Annotated in this window: 15 protein-coding genes; 12 read left to right on the top strand and 3 right to left on the bottom strand. The window is 66.7% G+C overall.

Going from position 1 to position 16,176, the window contains the following annotated elements; genetic code table 11:
• Entirely contained in the window at nucleotides 1–3,162 is a 3,162-nt protein-coding gene (locus B3098_RS19825) for an efflux RND transporter permease subunit (protein WP_286898598.1), read from the top strand.
• Between the two features lie 3 nt (nucleotides 3,163–3,165).
• The gene (locus B3098_RS19820) at nucleotides 3,166–4,602 is read left to right on the top strand and encodes an efflux transporter outer membrane subunit (RefSeq protein WP_286898597.1); all 1,437 of its coding nucleotides are present in this window, start codon (nucleotides 3,166–3,168) and stop codon (nucleotides 4,600–4,602) included.
• Between the two features lie 96 nt (nucleotides 4,603–4,698).
• On the opposite strand, the gene B3098_RS19815 is transcribed toward B3098_RS19820, so the two are convergent.
• Together B3098_RS19815 and B3098_RS19810 are read right to left on the bottom strand one after the other, a co-directional pair.
• Nucleotides 4,699–6,039: an MFS transporter gene (locus B3098_RS19815; RefSeq protein ID WP_239215952.1), complete on the bottom strand. Its 1,341-nt coding sequence runs from the start codon at nucleotides 6,037–6,039 to the stop codon at nucleotides 4,699–4,701.
• A gap of 73 nt (nucleotides 6,040–6,112) precedes the next feature.
• Nucleotides 6,113–7,774, bottom strand: coding sequence for a GMC family oxidoreductase (locus tag B3098_RS19810; RefSeq protein ID WP_279974178.1), 1,662 nt, complete (start codon nucleotides 7,772–7,774; stop codon nucleotides 6,113–6,115).
• Nucleotides 7,775–7,909: 135 nt separating this feature from the next.
• Here B3098_RS19810 and B3098_RS19805 point away from each other — a divergent pair, with 135 nt between their 5' ends.
• Nucleotides 7,910–8,764: an IclR family transcriptional regulator gene (locus B3098_RS19805; protein ID WP_175185415.1), complete on the top strand. Its 855-nt coding sequence runs from the start codon at nucleotides 7,910–7,912 to the stop codon at nucleotides 8,762–8,764.
• A 16-nt stretch (nucleotides 8,765–8,780) separates the two neighbouring features.
• On the opposite strand, the gene B3098_RS19800 is transcribed toward B3098_RS19805, so the two are convergent.
• Nucleotides 8,781–9,209, bottom strand: coding sequence for a VOC family protein (locus tag B3098_RS19800; protein WP_175121796.1), 429 nt, complete (start codon nucleotides 9,207–9,209; stop codon nucleotides 8,781–8,783).
• Nucleotides 9,210–9,330: 121 nt separating this feature from the next.
• On the opposite strand from B3098_RS19800, the gene B3098_RS19795 reads away from it, so the two are divergent.
• The 9 genes from B3098_RS19795 (at nucleotide 9,331) to B3098_RS19755 (ending at nucleotide 16,169) form a co-directional block, all read left to right on the top strand.
• Nucleotides 9,331–9,675, top strand: coding sequence for a GFA family protein (locus B3098_RS19795; protein WP_279974182.1), 345 nt, complete (start codon nucleotides 9,331–9,333; stop codon nucleotides 9,673–9,675).
• 85 nt (nucleotides 9,676–9,760) lie between these two features.
• Nucleotides 9,761–10,168 carry a carboxymuconolactone decarboxylase family protein gene (locus B3098_RS19790; RefSeq protein ID WP_175121794.1) on the top strand — a complete coding sequence of 136 codons (408 nt, stop codon included), beginning with the start codon at nucleotides 9,761–9,763 and terminating at the stop codon, nucleotides 10,166–10,168.
• Nucleotides 10,169–10,181: 13 nt separating this feature from the next.
• The gene (locus B3098_RS19785) at nucleotides 10,182–10,793 is read left to right on the top strand and encodes an LON peptidase substrate-binding domain-containing protein (RefSeq protein WP_286898596.1); all 612 of its coding nucleotides are present in this window, start codon (nucleotides 10,182–10,184) and stop codon (nucleotides 10,791–10,793) included.
• A gap of 27 nt (nucleotides 10,794–10,820) precedes the next feature.
• Nucleotides 10,821–11,741, top strand: a complete 921-nt coding sequence (locus tag B3098_RS19780) for a hypothetical protein (RefSeq protein WP_279974184.1) — start codon at nucleotides 10,821–10,823, stop codon at nucleotides 11,739–11,741.
• Between the two features lie 157 nt (nucleotides 11,742–11,898).
• Nucleotides 11,899–12,579 carry an RraA family protein gene (locus B3098_RS19775; protein WP_175136690.1) on the top strand — a complete coding sequence of 227 codons (681 nt, stop codon included), beginning with the start codon at nucleotides 11,899–11,901 and terminating at the stop codon, nucleotides 12,577–12,579.
• Nucleotides 12,576–13,778, top strand: coding sequence for an aminotransferase class I/II-fold pyridoxal phosphate-dependent enzyme (locus B3098_RS19770; RefSeq protein ID WP_286898594.1), 1,203 nt, complete (start codon nucleotides 12,576–12,578; stop codon nucleotides 13,776–13,778). The genes B3098_RS19775 and B3098_RS19770 overlap by 4 nt, the downstream gene beginning before the upstream one ends.
• 74 nt (nucleotides 13,779–13,852) lie before the next feature.
• Nucleotides 13,853–14,674, top strand: coding sequence for an ABC transporter substrate-binding protein (locus tag B3098_RS19765; protein WP_286898593.1), 822 nt, complete (start codon nucleotides 13,853–13,855; stop codon nucleotides 14,672–14,674).
• A gap of 123 nt (nucleotides 14,675–14,797) precedes the next feature.
• Nucleotides 14,798–15,487, top strand: coding sequence for an amino acid ABC transporter permease (locus tag B3098_RS19760; protein WP_175121788.1), 690 nt, complete (start codon nucleotides 14,798–14,800; stop codon nucleotides 15,485–15,487).
• Nucleotides 15,480–16,169, top strand: coding sequence for an amino acid ABC transporter permease (locus tag B3098_RS19755; protein ID WP_175122014.1), 690 nt, complete (start codon nucleotides 15,480–15,482; stop codon nucleotides 16,167–16,169). The genes B3098_RS19760 and B3098_RS19755 overlap by 8 nt, the downstream gene beginning before the upstream one ends.
• The last annotated feature ends 7 nt before the right edge of the window (nucleotides 16,170–16,176 follow it).

Below are 16,176 nucleotides of genomic sequence, written 5' to 3'. Positions count from 1 at the left end.
ATGTCCAAGTTTTTCATTGGCCGCCCCAATTTCGCCTGGGTGGTGGCCATCTTCATCTCGCTCGCGGGGCTGCTGGCGATTCCGTCGCTGCCCGTGTCGCAGTTTCCGGTGGTCGCGCCGCCGCAGGTGACCATCGCCGCCACCTATCCGGGCGCGTCTGCGACGGTGCTGGTCGATTCGGTGACCAGCGTCATCGAGGAAGAGCTGAACGGCGCGAAGAACATGCTGTATTACGAGTCGTCCAGCAGCTCGAGCGGCAGCGCCGAAATCACCGTCACGTTCCAGCCGGGCACGGACCCCGACCTGGCGCAGGTGGACGTGCAGAACCGCATCAAGAAGGCCGAGGCGCGTCTGCCGTCCGCCGTGACGCAGCAGGGTCTGCAGGTTGAGCAGGCCAGCTCGAACTTCCTGATGATCTACGCCCTGACGTACAAGGGCGATGACGCGCACAAGGACGTGGTCGGTCTGTCCGACTACGCCGCACGCCACATCAACAACGAAATCCGCCGCGTGAACGGCGTGGGCAAGGTGCAGTTCTTTGGCGCCGAAGCCGCCATGCGCGTGTGGATCGACCCGCAGAAGCTGCTGGGCCTGGGCTTGTCGGTGGCCGATGTCAACGCGGCGATTGCCGCGCAGAACGTGCAGGTGCCGGCCGGCAGTTTCGGCAGCCGCCCCGGCGCGCCCGAGCAGGAACTGACCGCGACGCTGGCCGTGAAGGGCACGCTGGACAACCCGGACGAATTCGGGCGCATCGTGCTGCGCGCCAACCCGGACGGCTCGTCCGTGCGCCTGGCCGACGTGGCGCGTCTGGAAGTGGGACGCCAGAGCTACGACTTTGAAACGCGCCTGAACGGCAAGAAGTCGGTAGGCGCGGCCGTCCAGCTTGCGCCGGGCGCCAACGCCATCGACACCGTCAAGGCCGTGAATGCGCGCCTGGAAGAATTGTCGGCCTCATTCCCCGAAGACGTTGAATATTCGGTGCCATTCGACACGTCCAAGTTCGTCAGCGTGGCCATCACGAAGGTGGTGCACACGCTGCTGGAAGCGATGGTGCTGGTGTTTCTGGTGATGTTCCTGTTCCTGCAGAACTTCCGCTACACGCTGATCCCGACGATCGTGGTGCCGGTATGTCTGCTGGGCACGTTTGCAGTGATGTCGGTGCTGGGCTTCTCGGTCAACATGATGACCATGTTCGGCATGGTGTTGGCCATCGGCATTCTGGTGGACGACGCCATCGTCGTGGTCGAGAACGTCGAACGCATCATGGCCGAGGAAGGGCTGTCGCCGCGCGAAGCCACGGTCAAGGCCATGGAGCAGGTGTCCGGCGCCATCGTCGGCATCACGCTGGTGCTGTCTGCCGTGTTCCTGCCGCTGGCCTTCATGAGCGGTTCCGTCGGCGTGATCTATCAGCAGTTCTCGCTGTCGCTGGCCGTGTCGATCCTGTTCTCGGGCTTCCTGGCCCTGACGTTCACGCCGGCCCTGTGCGCCACGTTCCTCAAGCCCATCCCCAAGGGCCATCATGATGAAAAGCAGGGCTTCTTCGGCTGGTTCAACCGCGTCTTCAATCGCCTGACGGGCCGCTTCGAGGCGCTGAATACGCGCCTGGTGCGCCGCACGGGCCGCTACATGGTCATCTACGCGGCCATCGTCGCGGTGCTGGCCGTGCTGTACGTGCGCGTGCCCGAATCGTTCGTTCCGCCGGAAGACCAGGGCTACGTCATCGTTGACGTGCAACTGCCGCCGGGCGCGACGCACATGCGCACCGACAAGGTGGTGGCCGACGTCGAACAGCACCTGCTGTCGCTGGACGCGATGGGCGACGCCTTCACCGTCATGGGATTCAGCTTTTCGGGCACCGGCCAGAACGCGGGCATTGCTTTCCCCACGCTCAAGGATTGGTCCGAGCGCGGCGAGGGCCAATCGGCCACCGACGTGGCGGATAGCGTGAACGCGAAATTTGCAGCGATCGACGACGGCGCGGTCATGGCCGTCAACCCGCCGCCAATTGAAGGCCTGGGCAACTCGGGCGGCTTCGCGCTGCGGTTGCAGGACCGGGGCGGACTGGGCCGTGCGGCGCTGACCGACGCTCGCAACCAGTTGCTGGCCCAGGCCAACAGCTCGCCCGTGATCGCCTACGCCATGATGGAAGGCCTGGCCGACGCGCCGCAGCTGCGCCTGGACATCGACCGCGAGAAGGCCGAGGCGCTGGGCGTGGGCTTTGACGTCATCAGCACGGCGATCTCTGCCGCCTACGGGTCGGCCACGGTCAATGACTTTGCCAACGCCGGACGCCTGCAGCGCGTGGTGGTGCAGGCCGACGTACGTGACCGCATGACGCCGGAGAGCATCCTGCAACTGAACGTGCCCAACAAAACGGGCGGCATGGTTCCGCTGAGCGCGTTCGTCAAGACGGACTGGGAGAACGGCCCCGTGCAGATCTCCCGCTACAACGGCTATCCGGCCTTCAAGATCGCGGGCGACGCGATGCCCGGCAGCAGCACCGGCCAGGCGATGGCCGAGATCGAGCGCATCGTGGCGGGGCTGCCCGAAGGCATCGGCTACGAGTGGACGGGCCTGTCGTACCAGGAGAAGTTCGCCGGCTCGCAGGCGCCCATGCTGTTTGCGCTGGCGTTCCTGGTGGTGTTCCTGCTGATGGTTGCGCTGTATGAAAGCTGGTCGATTCCGGCGTCCGTGATGCTGATCGTGCCGATCGGCGCGCTGGGGTCGGTGCTGGCGGTGACGGTGCTGGGCATGCCGAACGACGTGTATTTCAAGGTGGGGCTCATCACCATCATCGGGCTGGCGGCCAAGAACGCCATCCTGATCGTGGAGTTCGCCAAGAGCCTGCGCGAACAGGGGCATTCGCTGGCCGACGCCGCCATCCAGGCCGCCAAGCTGCGCTTCCGTCCCATCGTCATGACGTCGCTGGCGTTCATCCTGGGCGTCGTGCCGCTGGCCCTGGCCTCCGGCGCGGGCGCGGCCAGCCAGCGCGCGCTGGGCGTAGGCGTGATCGGCGGCATGCTGACCGCCACGCTACTGGGCGTGATCTTCGTCCCCATCTTCTTCGTGTGGGTGCTGTCGCTGGTGCAGCGCAAGCGGGGCAAAGACTCGACCAAGTCCTCGCCCACCCCCGACGCCACGCCGCGCACGGTGCAGGAGTAATTCATGTTGCAGACCTTCTTTCCCCTGCGGATGTCCGCGCTGCTGCTGACCGCGGCGCTTGCAGGCTGCTCGCTGGCGCCCGTCTACGAACGCCCGGCGTCGCCGGTTGGTGAGAACTGGAGCCAGGCGTCGACCAGCCCCGGCGAATCCGCTGCGGCGACGCTGGACTGGCAGTCCTTCGTCACCGACGACGCCTTGCGCAAGCTGGTCGAGCTGTCGCTGGCCAACAATCGCGACCTGCGCCAGTCGCTGCTCAACATCGAGGCGGCCCGGGCGCAGTATCAGATCACGCGGGCCGACCGGCTGCCCGGCATCGATGCGCAGGGCACGGGCACGCGCCAGCGCGTCCCCGGCGACCTGAACACCACCGGCGAGGCGGCGGTGCAAAGCAGCTACCAGGCCGGCCTGGGCCTCACCGCCTTTGAACTGGACCTGTTCGGCCGCGTGCGCAGCCTGTCGGACGCGGCGTTGCAGGAGTACCTGTCGACCGAGGCCACGGCGCGCAGCGCGCAAATCAGCCTGGTGGCCGAGGTGATCCAGGCCTATGTGGCCCGCGACAGCGCGCAACGCCGCCTGGATGTCACGCGCCAGACCCTCGCCAGCCGCGAGGCGTCACTGGAGCTGATCGTCAAACGCCGCCAGGCGGGCACGGCGACGGCGCTGGACTATCAGGAAGCGCTGGGCCTGACCGAGCAGTCGCGCGCGGAACTGGAACGCATGGATCGCGAGGTCCGCCAGGCCGGGAATGCGCTCGGCCTGCTGGTGGGGATCAGCGACCTGTCGCCGTACCTGCCGGCGCGCACGGCCGATGCCCCGATGCTGGTGCAGGAGATCGCGGCGGGCGCGCCGTCGGCGCTGCTGGAAAACCGTCCCGACATCCTGGCCGCCGAATATCAGTTGCAGGCGCGCAACGCCAGCATCGGCGCGGCGCGGGCGGCGTTCTTTCCCAGCATTTCGCTGACCGGGCTGTTCGGCAGTTCCAGCGCGGACCTGTCGGGCCTGTTCGAATCCGGGCAGCGCGCCTGGTCGTTCACGCCGCAGATCACGCTGCCGATCTTTGCCGGCGGGCGCAATGTGGCCAATCTGGATTTGGCCACCGTGCGCAAGGACATCGCCGTGGCGCAGTATGAAAAGACGATCCAGACGGCGTTTCGCGAGGTGTCCGACGCGCTGGTAGCCACCGAGACGCTGCGCCGCGAAGAGGCCTCGCGCCTGGCGCTGGCGCAATCCAGCCAGATCGCCATGCAGTTGTCCGAGGCGCGTTATCGCGGCGGTGTCGACAGCCATCTGCGTTATCTGGACGCGCAACGCAGCGCCTACACGGATCAGATCGCCTATATCGACGTCAGCGCGCAGCGCCAGGCGGCGCTGGCGACACTGTTCAAAGCGCTGGGCGGCGGCTGGCCGGCCCAGCAGCCGCCGCAGGCAGCGCTGGACTGAGCGGGGCGGGCCGCGCTGACCCCGATCGGCGACGGCCCGGGCTGAGCCGCGCCGCCACCGCCAGCCGCGTACCGCCTATCGGGGGCCGCCCGCCGTCTATGCCTTGCGCAGCCCAGCCCGCGGCATGGACGGCTGGCCTGCGCCGTCCAGCTCCACCGGCTGCTTGCCGCGCCCGATCAGCCACGCGCAGAACGCCGACACCACGCCCGCGAAGAGCACGTACAGGCAGATCAGCCACGGCTGCCCGCCGCCCGTCTTGAGCAGGGCCGTGGCGATGATGGGCGTGATGCCGGACGCGAAGATGCCCGAGAACTGATAGACGAACGAGATGCCGGTGTAGCGCACCTTGGCGTCGAAAAGCTCGCAGAACAGCGCGGCCTCCGGTCCGTAGATGGCGGCATACAGGATCCCGAACGGAATGATGATGGCCAGCCAGATCAGCATCACGTTGCCGCCGCTGTTGATCATCATCCAGAAGCCGGGGAACGACGCCGCGGCGGTGATGAGCGATCCCCAGAAGTACACGCGCGTGCGGCCGATGCGGTCGGACAGGCGGCCGAAGAAGGGGATGAAGAAGCACATCACCAGCGCCGCCGCCATCACCCCGATCAACGCCTCGGTCCGCGTGATCTGCACCGACTGCGTCAGGAACGAGATCGAGAATACGCCAAAGACGTTGAAGAACACGCCGTCGATGTAGCGCGCGCCCATGCCCTTGACGACGTTGCCGGGATAGCGCCGCATCATGTCCATGAACGGGATGCGGCTTTCGGCGTTCTGCGCTTTGACCGCGGTGAACTCCGGCGTTTCCTTGATGTTGAGCCGGATGTACATGCCGACGGCCACCATGGCGGCGGACGCCAGGAAGGCGATGCGCCATCCCCACGCCATGAACTGCTCGTCGGTCAGCAGGACGGACAGCAGCGCCACCGTACCCGACGCCAGGCACAGCCCGATCGCCAGCCCGATCTGCGGCAACGACGCGTAAAAGCCTTTTTTCTCCGGTGGCGCGTATTCATAGGCCATGAGCACCGCGCCGCCCCATTCGCCGCCCAGCCCGATGCCCTGGAACACGCGCAAGAGAAGCAGCAGGATCGGCGCCCAGATGCCGATCATGTCGTACGTGGGCACCAGACCGATGAGGAAGGTGGCGATGCCCATGATCATCAGCGTCATCACCAGCATGCTTTTTCTGCCGATGCGGTCGCCGAAATGGCCGAAGATCAGCCCGCCCAGCGGCCGGGTGACGAAACCGACGGCAAACGTCGTGTACGCCAGCATGGTCGAGACCAGCGGATCCCCGGTGGGAAAGTACAGCTTGTTGAATACGATGCCGGCGACGACGCCATACAGGAAAAAGTCGTACCACTCGATGGTGGCGCCGATCAGCGAGGCGGTGACGACTTTGCGCACCGCCGCTTCGTTTTGCTTGGCCATGTCCAGTCTCCTTTGGTGGGTCGGCCTGGCAATCTGCGCTGCCGCGGCCGGGTCTGTCTGCGATATGGGTTTCCTAGCCGGGGTCCGTCATCTCCATCCGGGCGGGCGTGTGCAGGACTTGCGCGCGCGCCTGCCGCACGTCCTGCAGCATGAAATCCGCCGCGCGCTCGGCCAGCATCACGACCGGCGCGTTGGTGTTGCCCGAAACCAGCGTGGGCATGATCGAGCAATCCACCACGCGCAGCGCCGACACGCCGTGCACGCGCAGGCGCTCGTCCACGACGGCCAGCGGATCGCTGCGCGGCCCCATCTTCGCCGTGCCTGACGGGTGGAAGATGGTGGCGCCATATTCGCGGCAGAAGTGCAGGATCTCGTCGTCCGTGTGCACGTCCGGGCCGGGCCGGAACTCACGTTTCATCAGGCCGGCCAGCGGCTGGGTCGCGGCGACCTGGCGCGCATACCGCACGGCGGCCACCGCCATGCGGCGGTCCAGGTCCGTCGACAGGTAATTGGGCTGCATGGACGGCGCCTCGAACGGGTCCGTGCTGCGCAGGCGCACCCGGCCGCGCGAGGTCGGGCGCAACTGGCACACCGAATAGGTGCAGCCGGAAAACGGATGCACCTTGCCGCCCGCCATGTCGGCGGACAGGGTCGCGAAATGGAACTGGGTGTCGGGCGTGCGGCTGGCCGGATCGACGCGGCAGAACAGGCCGCCCTGATTGATGCCCACGGCCAGCGGACCGCTGCGCAGCAGCAGCCATTGCAGCCCCATGCGCAGCCGGCCGGTCAGGCTGCGCAACTGGTCGTTGGTGGTGATGGGTCGGGTGGTCTCGTAGATCAGCCGGATCTGAAGATGATCCTGCAGGTTTTCGCCCACACCGGGAAGGTCGCGCACGACGCCGATGCCGAACTCGCGCAGCAGGCTGGCGGGCCCGACGCCGGATAGCTGAAGCAGTTGTGGCGATTGCAGGGCGCCCGCGCACAGCACGACTTCGCGCCGGGCGCGCAGCGTGCGGACCTGGCCGCCTTGCCGGTAGCGCACGCCGCAGGCGCGGCTGCCTTCGAACAGCACGGCCATCGCGTGCGCATCGGTCTCGATGCGCAGGTTGGGGCGGTCCTGCGCGGGGCGCAGGTAAGCCACGGCCGTGGAGCAGCGGCGGCCGTTGCGCGTGGTCAGCTGGTAATAGCCCACGCCCTCCTGGTCGCCGCTATTGAAATCGCGCACGTGCGACACGCCCAGCTTGCCCGCGGCGGCGATCAGCGCTTCCACCAGCGGATGCGGCGTCTTGATGGACGTGGCGTTCAGCGGACCCTCGGTACCGCGGGTGGGGCCGGGTCCCAGGTCGTTGTTTTCCAGCTTGCGAAACCACGGCAGGCAGTCGTCCCAGCCCCAGCCTGCGTTGCCGGCCGCCGCCCACGCGTCGTAGTCTTCGCGCTGGCCGCGGATGTAGATGAGGCCGTTGATGGCGCTGGAGCCGCCCAGCGTGCGGCCGCGCGGCCAGTAGATGCGCCGGTCCAGCATGTTGGGATCCGGGTCCGTGTAGAAGCCCCAGTTCACCACCTTGTGGAACATGGTCTTGCCGTAGCCGATCGGAATGTGGATCCACGGATAGGTGTCCTTGGGACCGGCCTCCAGCAGGCACACCGAGTGCGCGCCGTCCGCACTCAACCGGTTCGCCATCACGCATCCGGCCGAGCCGGCGCCCACCACGATGTAATCGACGGTATCGGACATATCCGCGCGGTCTCCCTTATATTGTTCGGCAGGTCCGACCGGCTCGCGCTCCGCAATGCGGACCAGGCCGGCATCTGAGGCGATTCTAGGAAGCGCGCACACAGAACAAAGCACAACACGCGCTGGGGCAGACAAATGGAACAGAACATGCAGCGTCGGTTTCAAAATCGCAGTGCAGCATCGGAACAGGCGGCCGACGGCCGGTCCGATGACAGCGGCGGGCACCAGGAAGCCGCCCGTTCGCTGCGGGCATTGCTGGTGCTGGATCACCTGGCCCGCGCGCAGCATCCGCCCACGCTCGCGCAGTTGGCGCAACGGCTCGACATGCCCAAGACCACGCTGATGCGCCTCTTGGCGGCCATGCAGCGCGCGGGCTTTGTGGCCGCCACCCCGACTGAAAACGGCTTCGTGACGGGGCCGCAGGCGACATCGCTGGCGCTGGCTACGCTGCGCGCCAGCGCCTTTACCCGGGCATGCCGCGCGGTGCTGACCAAGCTGGTGGGCACGTTGGGCGAAACGTGCAACCTGACCGCGCCGGACGGCGATCAGGTCGTCTACATGGAACGGGTCGAGACGTCCGAGCCCCTACGCCTGTTCTTTGCCGTGGGCAGCCACGTGCCCATGCATTGCACGGCCAGCGGCAAGCTGTTTCTGGCGTCGATGAACCGCCTGGAGCGCAGCCACGTGCTGGCGCGCCTGCCGCTTACGCGCAATACGCCGCGCACGTTCACCGACCCGGCCAAGCTGGACGCCGAGCTGGAGCGGCTGGCCGTGCGCGGTATCGGCATCGACAACGAGGAGTTCGTGCGCGGCATGAGCGCGGTGGCGGTGCCGGTGCGCGACGGCGAGGACCGCGTGGTGGCGGCGGTGGCCTGCCACGCGCCGACCGCGCGGGTGATGCTGGACGACCTGTTGCGCGCGGTGCCGGTGCTGCAAGGCGCCGCGCAGTCGCTGCACGACGTGCTGGCGGCGCACCGGCCGGGCGGTTAGGAAGGGTGCGGGGCGCTCAGTGGCTCATGCGGCCGCCGCTTACCATCCACCGCGTGCCATACCGGTCGACCAGCGCGCCGTAGGCTTCGGCCCAGAAGGTCTTTTGCAGCGGCATCGTGACGCTGCCGCCTTCGGCCAGGTGCTCGAACACGCGATGCGCATCCGACACGGTGGGATACACCAGCGCCAGCGCCACCCCGCGATTGCCGGGGTAGGGATGGCCGGCGGTGGCGTCGCTGCCCAACAAGGTCTGTTCGTCCAGCGTCAGGCGGGCGTACATGATGCGCCCGGCGTCCTCGTCCGACAGCACCGGCATGGCGGCATCGGGCGGGGCATCTGCGTAGCGGACCAGCGCGTCAAGGCGGCCGCCCAGCACGCGTTCGTAAAAGCGCATGGCCTCGGCGCAATTGCCGTCAAAACTGAGGTATGCGGATAACTGGGGCATGATGGCTCCGTGCGTGGCCGGGGGTGGGGTTGGGGCTGGGGCGCGGTGCGTCCGCATGGGCAAGGCGGGCGGGGCAGGCCTATGATGGGAGTCTGATCCGATTACGGCCGGGAGACAATCCATGCAACTAGGAAGCTGCCACTGCGGACAGATCGCCTATGAAGTCGATGGCGATGTGTCGCAGGTGTTGGAATGCAACTGCTCGCACTGCAGCCGCAAGGGCTATCTGCTGTGGTTCGTGCCGCGCGCCGCCCTGCGCATCGCGTCGTCCACGCAGGCCATGTCGACGTACACCTTCAACAAGCACGTGATCTCGCACCATTTCTGCGCCAACTGCGGCTGTGCGCCCTTCGGGTTCGGGGTCGGGGCAGAAGGCAAGGAGACGGCGGCGGTCAACGTACGTTGCCTGGAAAACGTCGACCTGAATTCGCTGACCCGCATTCCGTACGACGGCCGCAACACTTGAGCGGCCGGCTGCGGTCCTGGATGAGTCAAAAGGGGGCCGCCGCGATGCGGTGGGCCGATGTGTTTTTTCACGATGGAGAGGGGCAATGAGCACGGTAAGGCTGCTGAGCGATGACGAGATCCGCAGAAGTCCCGAGGCGTGGGCGGTGTTCGAGGACATCCGCGCCACGCGCAAGTCGGACTTCGTCAACAACTTCTGGCGGGCGCTGGCCAACGATCCCCCGAGGATGCGCAGCGTCTGGGAGCAGCTCAAGACGGTGATGATGGCCGAGGGCGAGCTCTCGCCGCTGGTGCGCGAAATGATCTACATCGCGGTGTCCACCGCCAATGGCTGCTCGTATTGCGTCCATTCCCACACGGCCTCGGCCCGGGCCAAGGGCATGACCGATGGCCAGCACGCCGAACTGCTGGCGGTGATGGCGATGGCGTCGCAGACCAACGCGCTGGCGACGGCGCTGCAGGTGCCCGTGGACGATGCCTTCCACGTGAAATGACCAGGAGGCGGCCATGTCGCTGATTCCCTTGTTTCCGCTGTCCAATGCGCTGTTTCCCGCGGGCGTGGTGCATCTGCACATCTTCGAGGTCCGCTATCTGGACATGATCCGGCGCAGCATCGCCGACAACACCGAGTTCGGCATCGTGGGCCTTTTGGCCGGCAGCGAGGTCCGCTCGCCCGAGGGCGTCGAGACGCTGTCGCCCGTGGGCACCATGGCGCGGGTCGAAACCTGGGAGGCGCCCATGCCGGCCTTGCTGGATATCCGGTGCCGGGGCACCTCGCGCTTTCGGCTGCGGTCCAGCGAGGTGGCAAAATACGGCCTTTGGATGGGCGAGGCCGAGCCCATTGCCGATGACCCGCCCACGCCCGTGCCCGCGGCCATGCAGGCCAGCGCCGATGCGCTGGGGCGCCTGGTGGCGCAGTGGCAGCAGGACGGCGTGCCCGCCGAAAGAATGCCGCTGGCGCCGCCGTTCCGGCTGGACGATTGCGGCTGGGTGGCAAACCGCTGGTGCGAACTCTTGCCGCTGCCCCCGGACGACAAGGCGACGCTGCTGGGCCTGACGGACCCCGTGGCGCGCCTGGCCGCGATCCAGGACGTGCTGCGCGGACAGGGGCTGGCGTAGGGCGCCGCCCGACTTTATTTGGACACCATGGAAATCAGAGTAGACGAAGGCCTGCGTGCCTATATAGACCCGCTGACCGAGGACGAACACGCTGCGCTGGAGCGCAGCCTGCTGGCCGAGGGGTGCCGCGACGCCCTGGTCCTGTGGGGCGACCTGCTGATCGACGGGCACAACCGTTACGCCATCTGCGTCAAGCACAACATCCCGTTCCAGACGATTCAGCATCCGCACTTCAAGTCCATGGACGACGTGCATCTGTGGATGATCGAGAACCATCTGGGCCGGCGCAGCGTGTCGGACTTCCAGCGCGGGGTGCTGGCGCTTCGCAAGAAAGAAATCCTGCTGGCGCGCACCGGCCCGGAAGCGGGCGGTGCGGCCGAAGGTGGGCCGGACGGCGGCGGCCAAGGATCGCCGGTCGACGGTGGGCCGGCGGACGACTCCCCGCCTTGGGACGAGGACACGCCCGGGGCCAGCGCCGCGCCGATGCGCGGTCATGCCAATCCCGATTGGAAGCCCGCCGTCCCCAGCCGCCAGGCGCTGGCGCGCGCCGCCCGCATCAGCAGCAATACCCTCAATCAGATCGAAAAGATCCAGAAGTCCGCGGCGCCGGAACTGGTGCGCGCGGTGAAGGAAGGCGCCATCTCCATCAACGCCGCGGCGGCCGTGGCGTCGCTGCCGGCCGAACGGCAGACCGCCGCCGTTGCAGGCGGGCGCAAGGAACTGCAGCAGGCCGCCCGGGAGGTCCGGCAGGCCAAGGCGCCGCCGCCGCGCGAGGCGCCGCCGGAAGAACCTATTGAAAACATCGCGGACATGCCGGCGGAAATCGCGCGGCTGCGCCAGTTGCTGGCCAAGCTGACCGATGAACGCGACCAGCTCAAGAAGAAGGTCATGCACCTGACTGTCGCGTTGTCGGAAGCCCGCAGCGGATCCGGCAGCGGGGATGATTGAGCGTCGATGCAGGAATAAGGGATAACCCTTAAACCGCATAATCCACGAAAAAAATTCGTGGATCGCTGGGAATTTATATCGTTTTGAGGAAAGGCTTGCGCGGCTTTGTAATGCAGGTTCGCTTCAACGCTTCCTGCATTCACACCTGACTTTCCTTATGAATCCCATCGGATATCGCATTCTTTCCCGGCCCGAGACGGCCGTCGCCGCCGACGTGCTGGCCGGTTTTGCCAGCATCGGCTCGGCCCAGATCAGCGACTGCATGAATCGCCTGTACGGCGTGTCGGGCCTGCGTCCGCTGCATAACGGCGCACGCCGCACGGTGGGCGTGGCCCTCACGGTCAAGACCCGTCCGGGCGATAACCTGATGATCCACAAGGCGATTTCGCTGGGCGGCGCGGGCGACGTGATCGTCGTGGACGGCTCGGGCGACACCAGCAACGCGCTGGTTGGCGAACTGATGATGATGGATGCGCAGTCGCGCGGCATCGAAGGCTTCGTGATCGACGGCGCGGTGCGCGATGCGGACGTGTTCGCCCAGGGCGAATTCGGCTGCTTTGCGCGCGACGTGTCGCACAAGGGGCCCTACAAGGACGGCCCGGGCGAGATCAACGTGCCCGTGTCGGTCGGCGGCCAGGTGGTCAATCCCGGCGACGTGGTCGTGGGCGATGCCGACGGCGTGGTGGTGATTCCCGCCGAACACGCCAGCGCCGTGCTGGCGCTGGCCCTGAAGAAGGAAGCCGACGAAGCCGTGGCCAAGGAAAAGCTGCGCGCCGGCACGTACACCAAGCCGTGGCTGGAAAAGACGCTGGCGGAAAAGATGGGAGCGGCAAAATGAGCATCGTTGCCGACCGCATCAAGCGCATCAAGCTGTCGCCCAGCGTCGCCGCGCGCGCCATCATTGCGGAACTGCGCGAGCAGGGCCGCCGCATCATCGACCTGACCATCGGCGAACCGGATTTTTCGACGCCCGAACACATCCGCCAGGCCGCCACGGCCGCCATGAACCGCGGCGAAACCAAGTACCCGCCGGCGCAGGGCACGGTGGCCCTGCGCAAGGCCGCAGCGGTCCATCTGCGGGAAGCGACCGGCGTGGAATACCCGGCACCGCGAGTCATCGTCAGCACCGGCGCCAAGCAGGTGATCTTCAATGGCCTGGCCGCGACGCTGAACGACGGCGACGAAGTGCTGATCCCCGCGCCGTTCTGGGTGTCGTACCCGGACATGGTCCTGGTCAACGGCGGCGTGCCGGTGGCCGTGGAAACGTCGCCCGCCACCGATTACAAGGTGACGCCCGAGGCCCTGGAACGCGCCATCACGCCTCGCACCAAGTGGCTGATGATGAATGCCCCCAGCAACCCGACGGGATCGGTCTACAGCGCGGACGAACTGCGTGGTCTGACCGAGGTCCTGGCGCGTCATCCGCACGTCTGGCTGATGACCGACGACATCTACGCGCGCCTGAACTTCACCGGCGAGCCGACGGTGCATCCGCTGCAAGTGGCGCCGGAACTGGCCGCCCGCACGCTGGTCGTCAATGGCGTGTCCAAGGCCTATGCCATGACGGGCTGGCGCATCGGCTACGGCGCCGGTCCCGACGAACTGATCAAGGCAATGGCGATCCTGCAGTCGCAAAGCACGTCGGGCGCCTCGTCGGTCAGCCAGGCGGCCGCGCTGGAAGCGCTGACGGGTTCGCAGGACTGCGTCGTGGAGTTCACCAAGGTATTCCGCGAGCGTCGCGACCTGGCGATCGCCGAATTGTCCGGCGCGCCGGGCCTGGACATCGTCGTGCCGCAAGGCGCGTTCTATGTCTTTCCGGACTGCTCGGGCCTCTTGGGCAAGAAGACGCCGGCCGGCGACGTGATCGCCAGCGACACGGACCTCACGCACTACCTGCTGCGCGAAGCCGGCGTGGCGGTTATCGACGGCCATGCCTACGGCGCGCCCGGCACGTTCCGGTTGTCGTTTGCCGCCTCGCTGGACGATATCCGGCAGGGATGCGCGGCCATCCGCGAGGCCTGCGCCAAGCTGGCCTGAGGGGCCACGCTTTCGCACCCATACGGCGTCATCGCCAGTCTGTACACCTAACAACCATTCAAGGGGAATGAACCATGAAGCGTCACACTCTCATCGCCGCCAGCTTGGCCCTGGCTTCGCTGGCCGCGGGCGGAATTGCCCACGCCGACCAGCTTGACGACATCAAGGCGCGCGGCGAGCTGGTTTGCGGCACGCTGGGCACGTCGCAGCCGTTCAGCTTCCAGGACGGCGCGACGCGCCAGCTCGTGGGCTATGACGTGGACGTGTGCAAGCTCGTCGCGGACAAGCTGGGCGTCAAGGTCAACTACAAGCTGCTGTCGGTGGCGGCGCGCGTGCCGGAACTGAACGAAGGGCGCGTGGACATCCTGGCGGCCAATCTGGGCTATTCGCCCGACCGCGCGCAGCAGATCGCCTTCAGCCTCGCGTATTACGTCAGCCCGCAAAAGCTGATGGTGCGCAAGGATTCGGGCCTGGATTCGATCGAAGCCCTGAACGGCCGCCGCATCGGCGCGACCAAGGGTTCCAGCTCCGAGCGCGAGATCAAGCGCATTCTCGATAAGTCGCAGGTCATCGGCTACGGCGACAGCTCGGCCACGTACCTGGCGCTGCAGCAGAAGAAGGTGGACGCGCAGTTTGCGTCGGAGCTGGTGCTGGCGCGACTGGTGCTGCAAAGCCCGCCCACCGCGCCCGTCACTGTTATCGGCAAGGCCGTGTTCGATGAGCCGTGGGGCCTGGGCGTGCGCAAGTCCGAGCCGCGATTCCTGGAAACGGTGAATCAGGCGCTGGACGAGGCCGAAACCTCGGGCGCGGCGGCCAAGCTGTTCGACAAGTGGTTTGGCCCCGACACCCCCTACAAGCTGGAGCGCGGCTTCAAGATCGGCCCGATCGCCGGCTAAGGGGCCGATCCGAGCGCTGCCGTTCGCCAGTATCCGTCACGGCTTCCCGCGTCTTGCAAGGCGATGCGCGGGAAGCCGTGATGCTTGGCGTTGCGCGCCCGAACGCAGGAGATTGACAGGTTTATGAGCTTTCTAGACGCTTCCCAATACCAGCTGCTGCTCAGCGGCATGGCGGTCACCGTGCAACTGTTTCTTGTTGCCTGGGTGATGGCGTTTTCCATCGCGGTGACGCTGGTGGTGGTGCGCGCCACCAACCTGGCGCCATGCCGCTGGGTGGTCGACGCCTATGTGGAATACCACCGCAATGTGCCGCTGCTGGTGCAGGTGCTGTTCTGGTACTTCGGCATGCCCGAGCTGCTGCCCGAAGGATTCCGCATGTGGCTGTATGCGCACAACGCCGAAATGTCGCTGGCCGCGATCGCGCTGGCGCTGGGGTCGGCCGCCTATATCGCCGAAGACATCCGCAGCGGGCTGCGCGCCATTCCCGGCACCCAGTTCGAGGCTGCCCGCGCGCTGGGCGCCAGCTACCTGCAATGCATGCGCTTCGTCATCGTGCCGCAGGCGCTGCGCATCTCCATTCCGCCGCTGGTCGGACGCGCGCTGCTGCTCTTCAAGAACACCAGCGTGGCCATGGCGATCGGTGTGATGGAGCTGACCTACCAGGCGCGGGAAATCGAGAACGAGACCTACCGCACCTTCGCCACCTTCGGCGCGGCGACGATCATGTACCTGCTGGGATCGTTCCTCATCATGGCGCTCGGATCGCGCATCTACGCCCGTTATCGTCTGAACCGCGGAGGCCATGGTGCTTGATCTTCTGATGCAATACTGGCCCACGCTGCTGGTGGGCCAATACCCCAACGGTCCGCTCGGCGGACTGGCACTGACGCTCATCCTGGCCGCGCTGGGTCTGGCGATGTCCCTGCCGCTGGCGCTCTTGATCGCGCTGGCCCGGGTGAGTCCCTACGGGTGGCTGCGCACGGCCAGCAAGGCGCTGGTCAATGTGGTGCGCGGCATGCCGCTGCTGATGCTGATCTTCTGGGCCTATTTCGTGGTGCCCAAGATCACGGGCCAGGTGGTCAGCGGCTTCTGGACGCTGATCTTTGCCCTGGTGGTGTACGAAAGCGCTTACCTGTCAGAGGTGATCCGCTCCGGCATCGAGGCGGTGCCGCGCGGGCAGATCGAGGCCTCGCGCTCGCTGGGCGTGGGCTACTGGACGACGATGCGCAAGGTGGTGCTGCCGCAGGCGCTGTTCAACGTGCTGCCCAGCATGACCAGCCAGTTCGTGTCCACCGTCAAGGAAACCTCGCTGGGCTACGTCATCAGCGTCAACGAGCTGACGTTTGCCGCCAACCAGGTCAACAACCTGGTGCTGACCCAGCCGCTGCAGGTGTTCGGCATTCTGGCCATCATCTACTTCATCGTGTGCTTCAGCCTGAGCCGCGGCTTGAGCTGGCTGGACCTGCGCATCCGCCGCACGCGGGCCATGGCTTAAAGGAACA

This window comes from Achromobacter sp. UBA2119 (assembly GCF_002331005.1).
GTDB lineage: Bacteria > Pseudomonadota > Gammaproteobacteria > Burkholderiales > Burkholderiaceae_B > Achromobacter > Achromobacter animicus.
Note: the sequence above shows the minus strand (reverse complement) of the source record. Positions and strands in the feature narration are given on the sequence as shown.

Excerpts from the sequence above, each read along its gene's own strand:
- B3098_RS19825 (WP_286898598.1), top strand. The coding sequence starts at position 1 with ATGTCCAAGTTTTTCATTGGCCGCCCCAATTTCGCCTGGGTGGTGGCC.
- B3098_RS19820 (WP_286898597.1), top strand. The coding sequence starts at position 3,166 with ATGTTGCAGACCTTCTTTCCCCTGCGGATGTCCGCGCTGCTGCTGACC.
- B3098_RS19815 (WP_239215952.1), bottom strand. The coding sequence starts at position 6,039 with ATGGCCAAGCAAAACGAAGCGGCGGTGCGCAAAGTCGTCACCGCCTCG.
- B3098_RS19810 (WP_279974178.1), bottom strand. The coding sequence starts at position 7,774 with ATGTCCGATACCGTCGATTACATCGTGGTGGGCGCCGGCTCGGCCGGA.
- B3098_RS19805 (WP_175185415.1), top strand. The coding sequence starts at position 7,910 with ATGGAACAGAACATGCAGCGTCGGTTTCAAAATCGCAGTGCAGCATCG.
- B3098_RS19800 (WP_175121796.1), bottom strand. The coding sequence starts at position 9,209 with ATGCCCCAGTTATCCGCATACCTCAGTTTTGACGGCAATTGCGCCGAG.
- B3098_RS19795 (WP_279974182.1), top strand. The coding sequence starts at position 9,331 with ATGCAACTAGGAAGCTGCCACTGCGGACAGATCGCCTATGAAGTCGAT.
- B3098_RS19790 (WP_175121794.1), top strand. The coding sequence starts at position 9,761 with ATGAGCACGGTAAGGCTGCTGAGCGATGACGAGATCCGCAGAAGTCCC.
- B3098_RS19785 (WP_286898596.1), top strand. The coding sequence starts at position 10,182 with ATGTCGCTGATTCCCTTGTTTCCGCTGTCCAATGCGCTGTTTCCCGCG.
- B3098_RS19780 (WP_279974184.1), top strand. The coding sequence starts at position 10,821 with ATGGAAATCAGAGTAGACGAAGGCCTGCGTGCCTATATAGACCCGCTG.
- B3098_RS19775 (WP_175136690.1), top strand. The coding sequence starts at position 11,899 with ATGAATCCCATCGGATATCGCATTCTTTCCCGGCCCGAGACGGCCGTC.
- B3098_RS19770 (WP_286898594.1), top strand. The coding sequence starts at position 12,576 with ATGAGCATCGTTGCCGACCGCATCAAGCGCATCAAGCTGTCGCCCAGC.
- B3098_RS19765 (WP_286898593.1), top strand. The coding sequence starts at position 13,853 with ATGAAGCGTCACACTCTCATCGCCGCCAGCTTGGCCCTGGCTTCGCTG.
- B3098_RS19760 (WP_175121788.1), top strand. The coding sequence starts at position 14,798 with ATGAGCTTTCTAGACGCTTCCCAATACCAGCTGCTGCTCAGCGGCATG.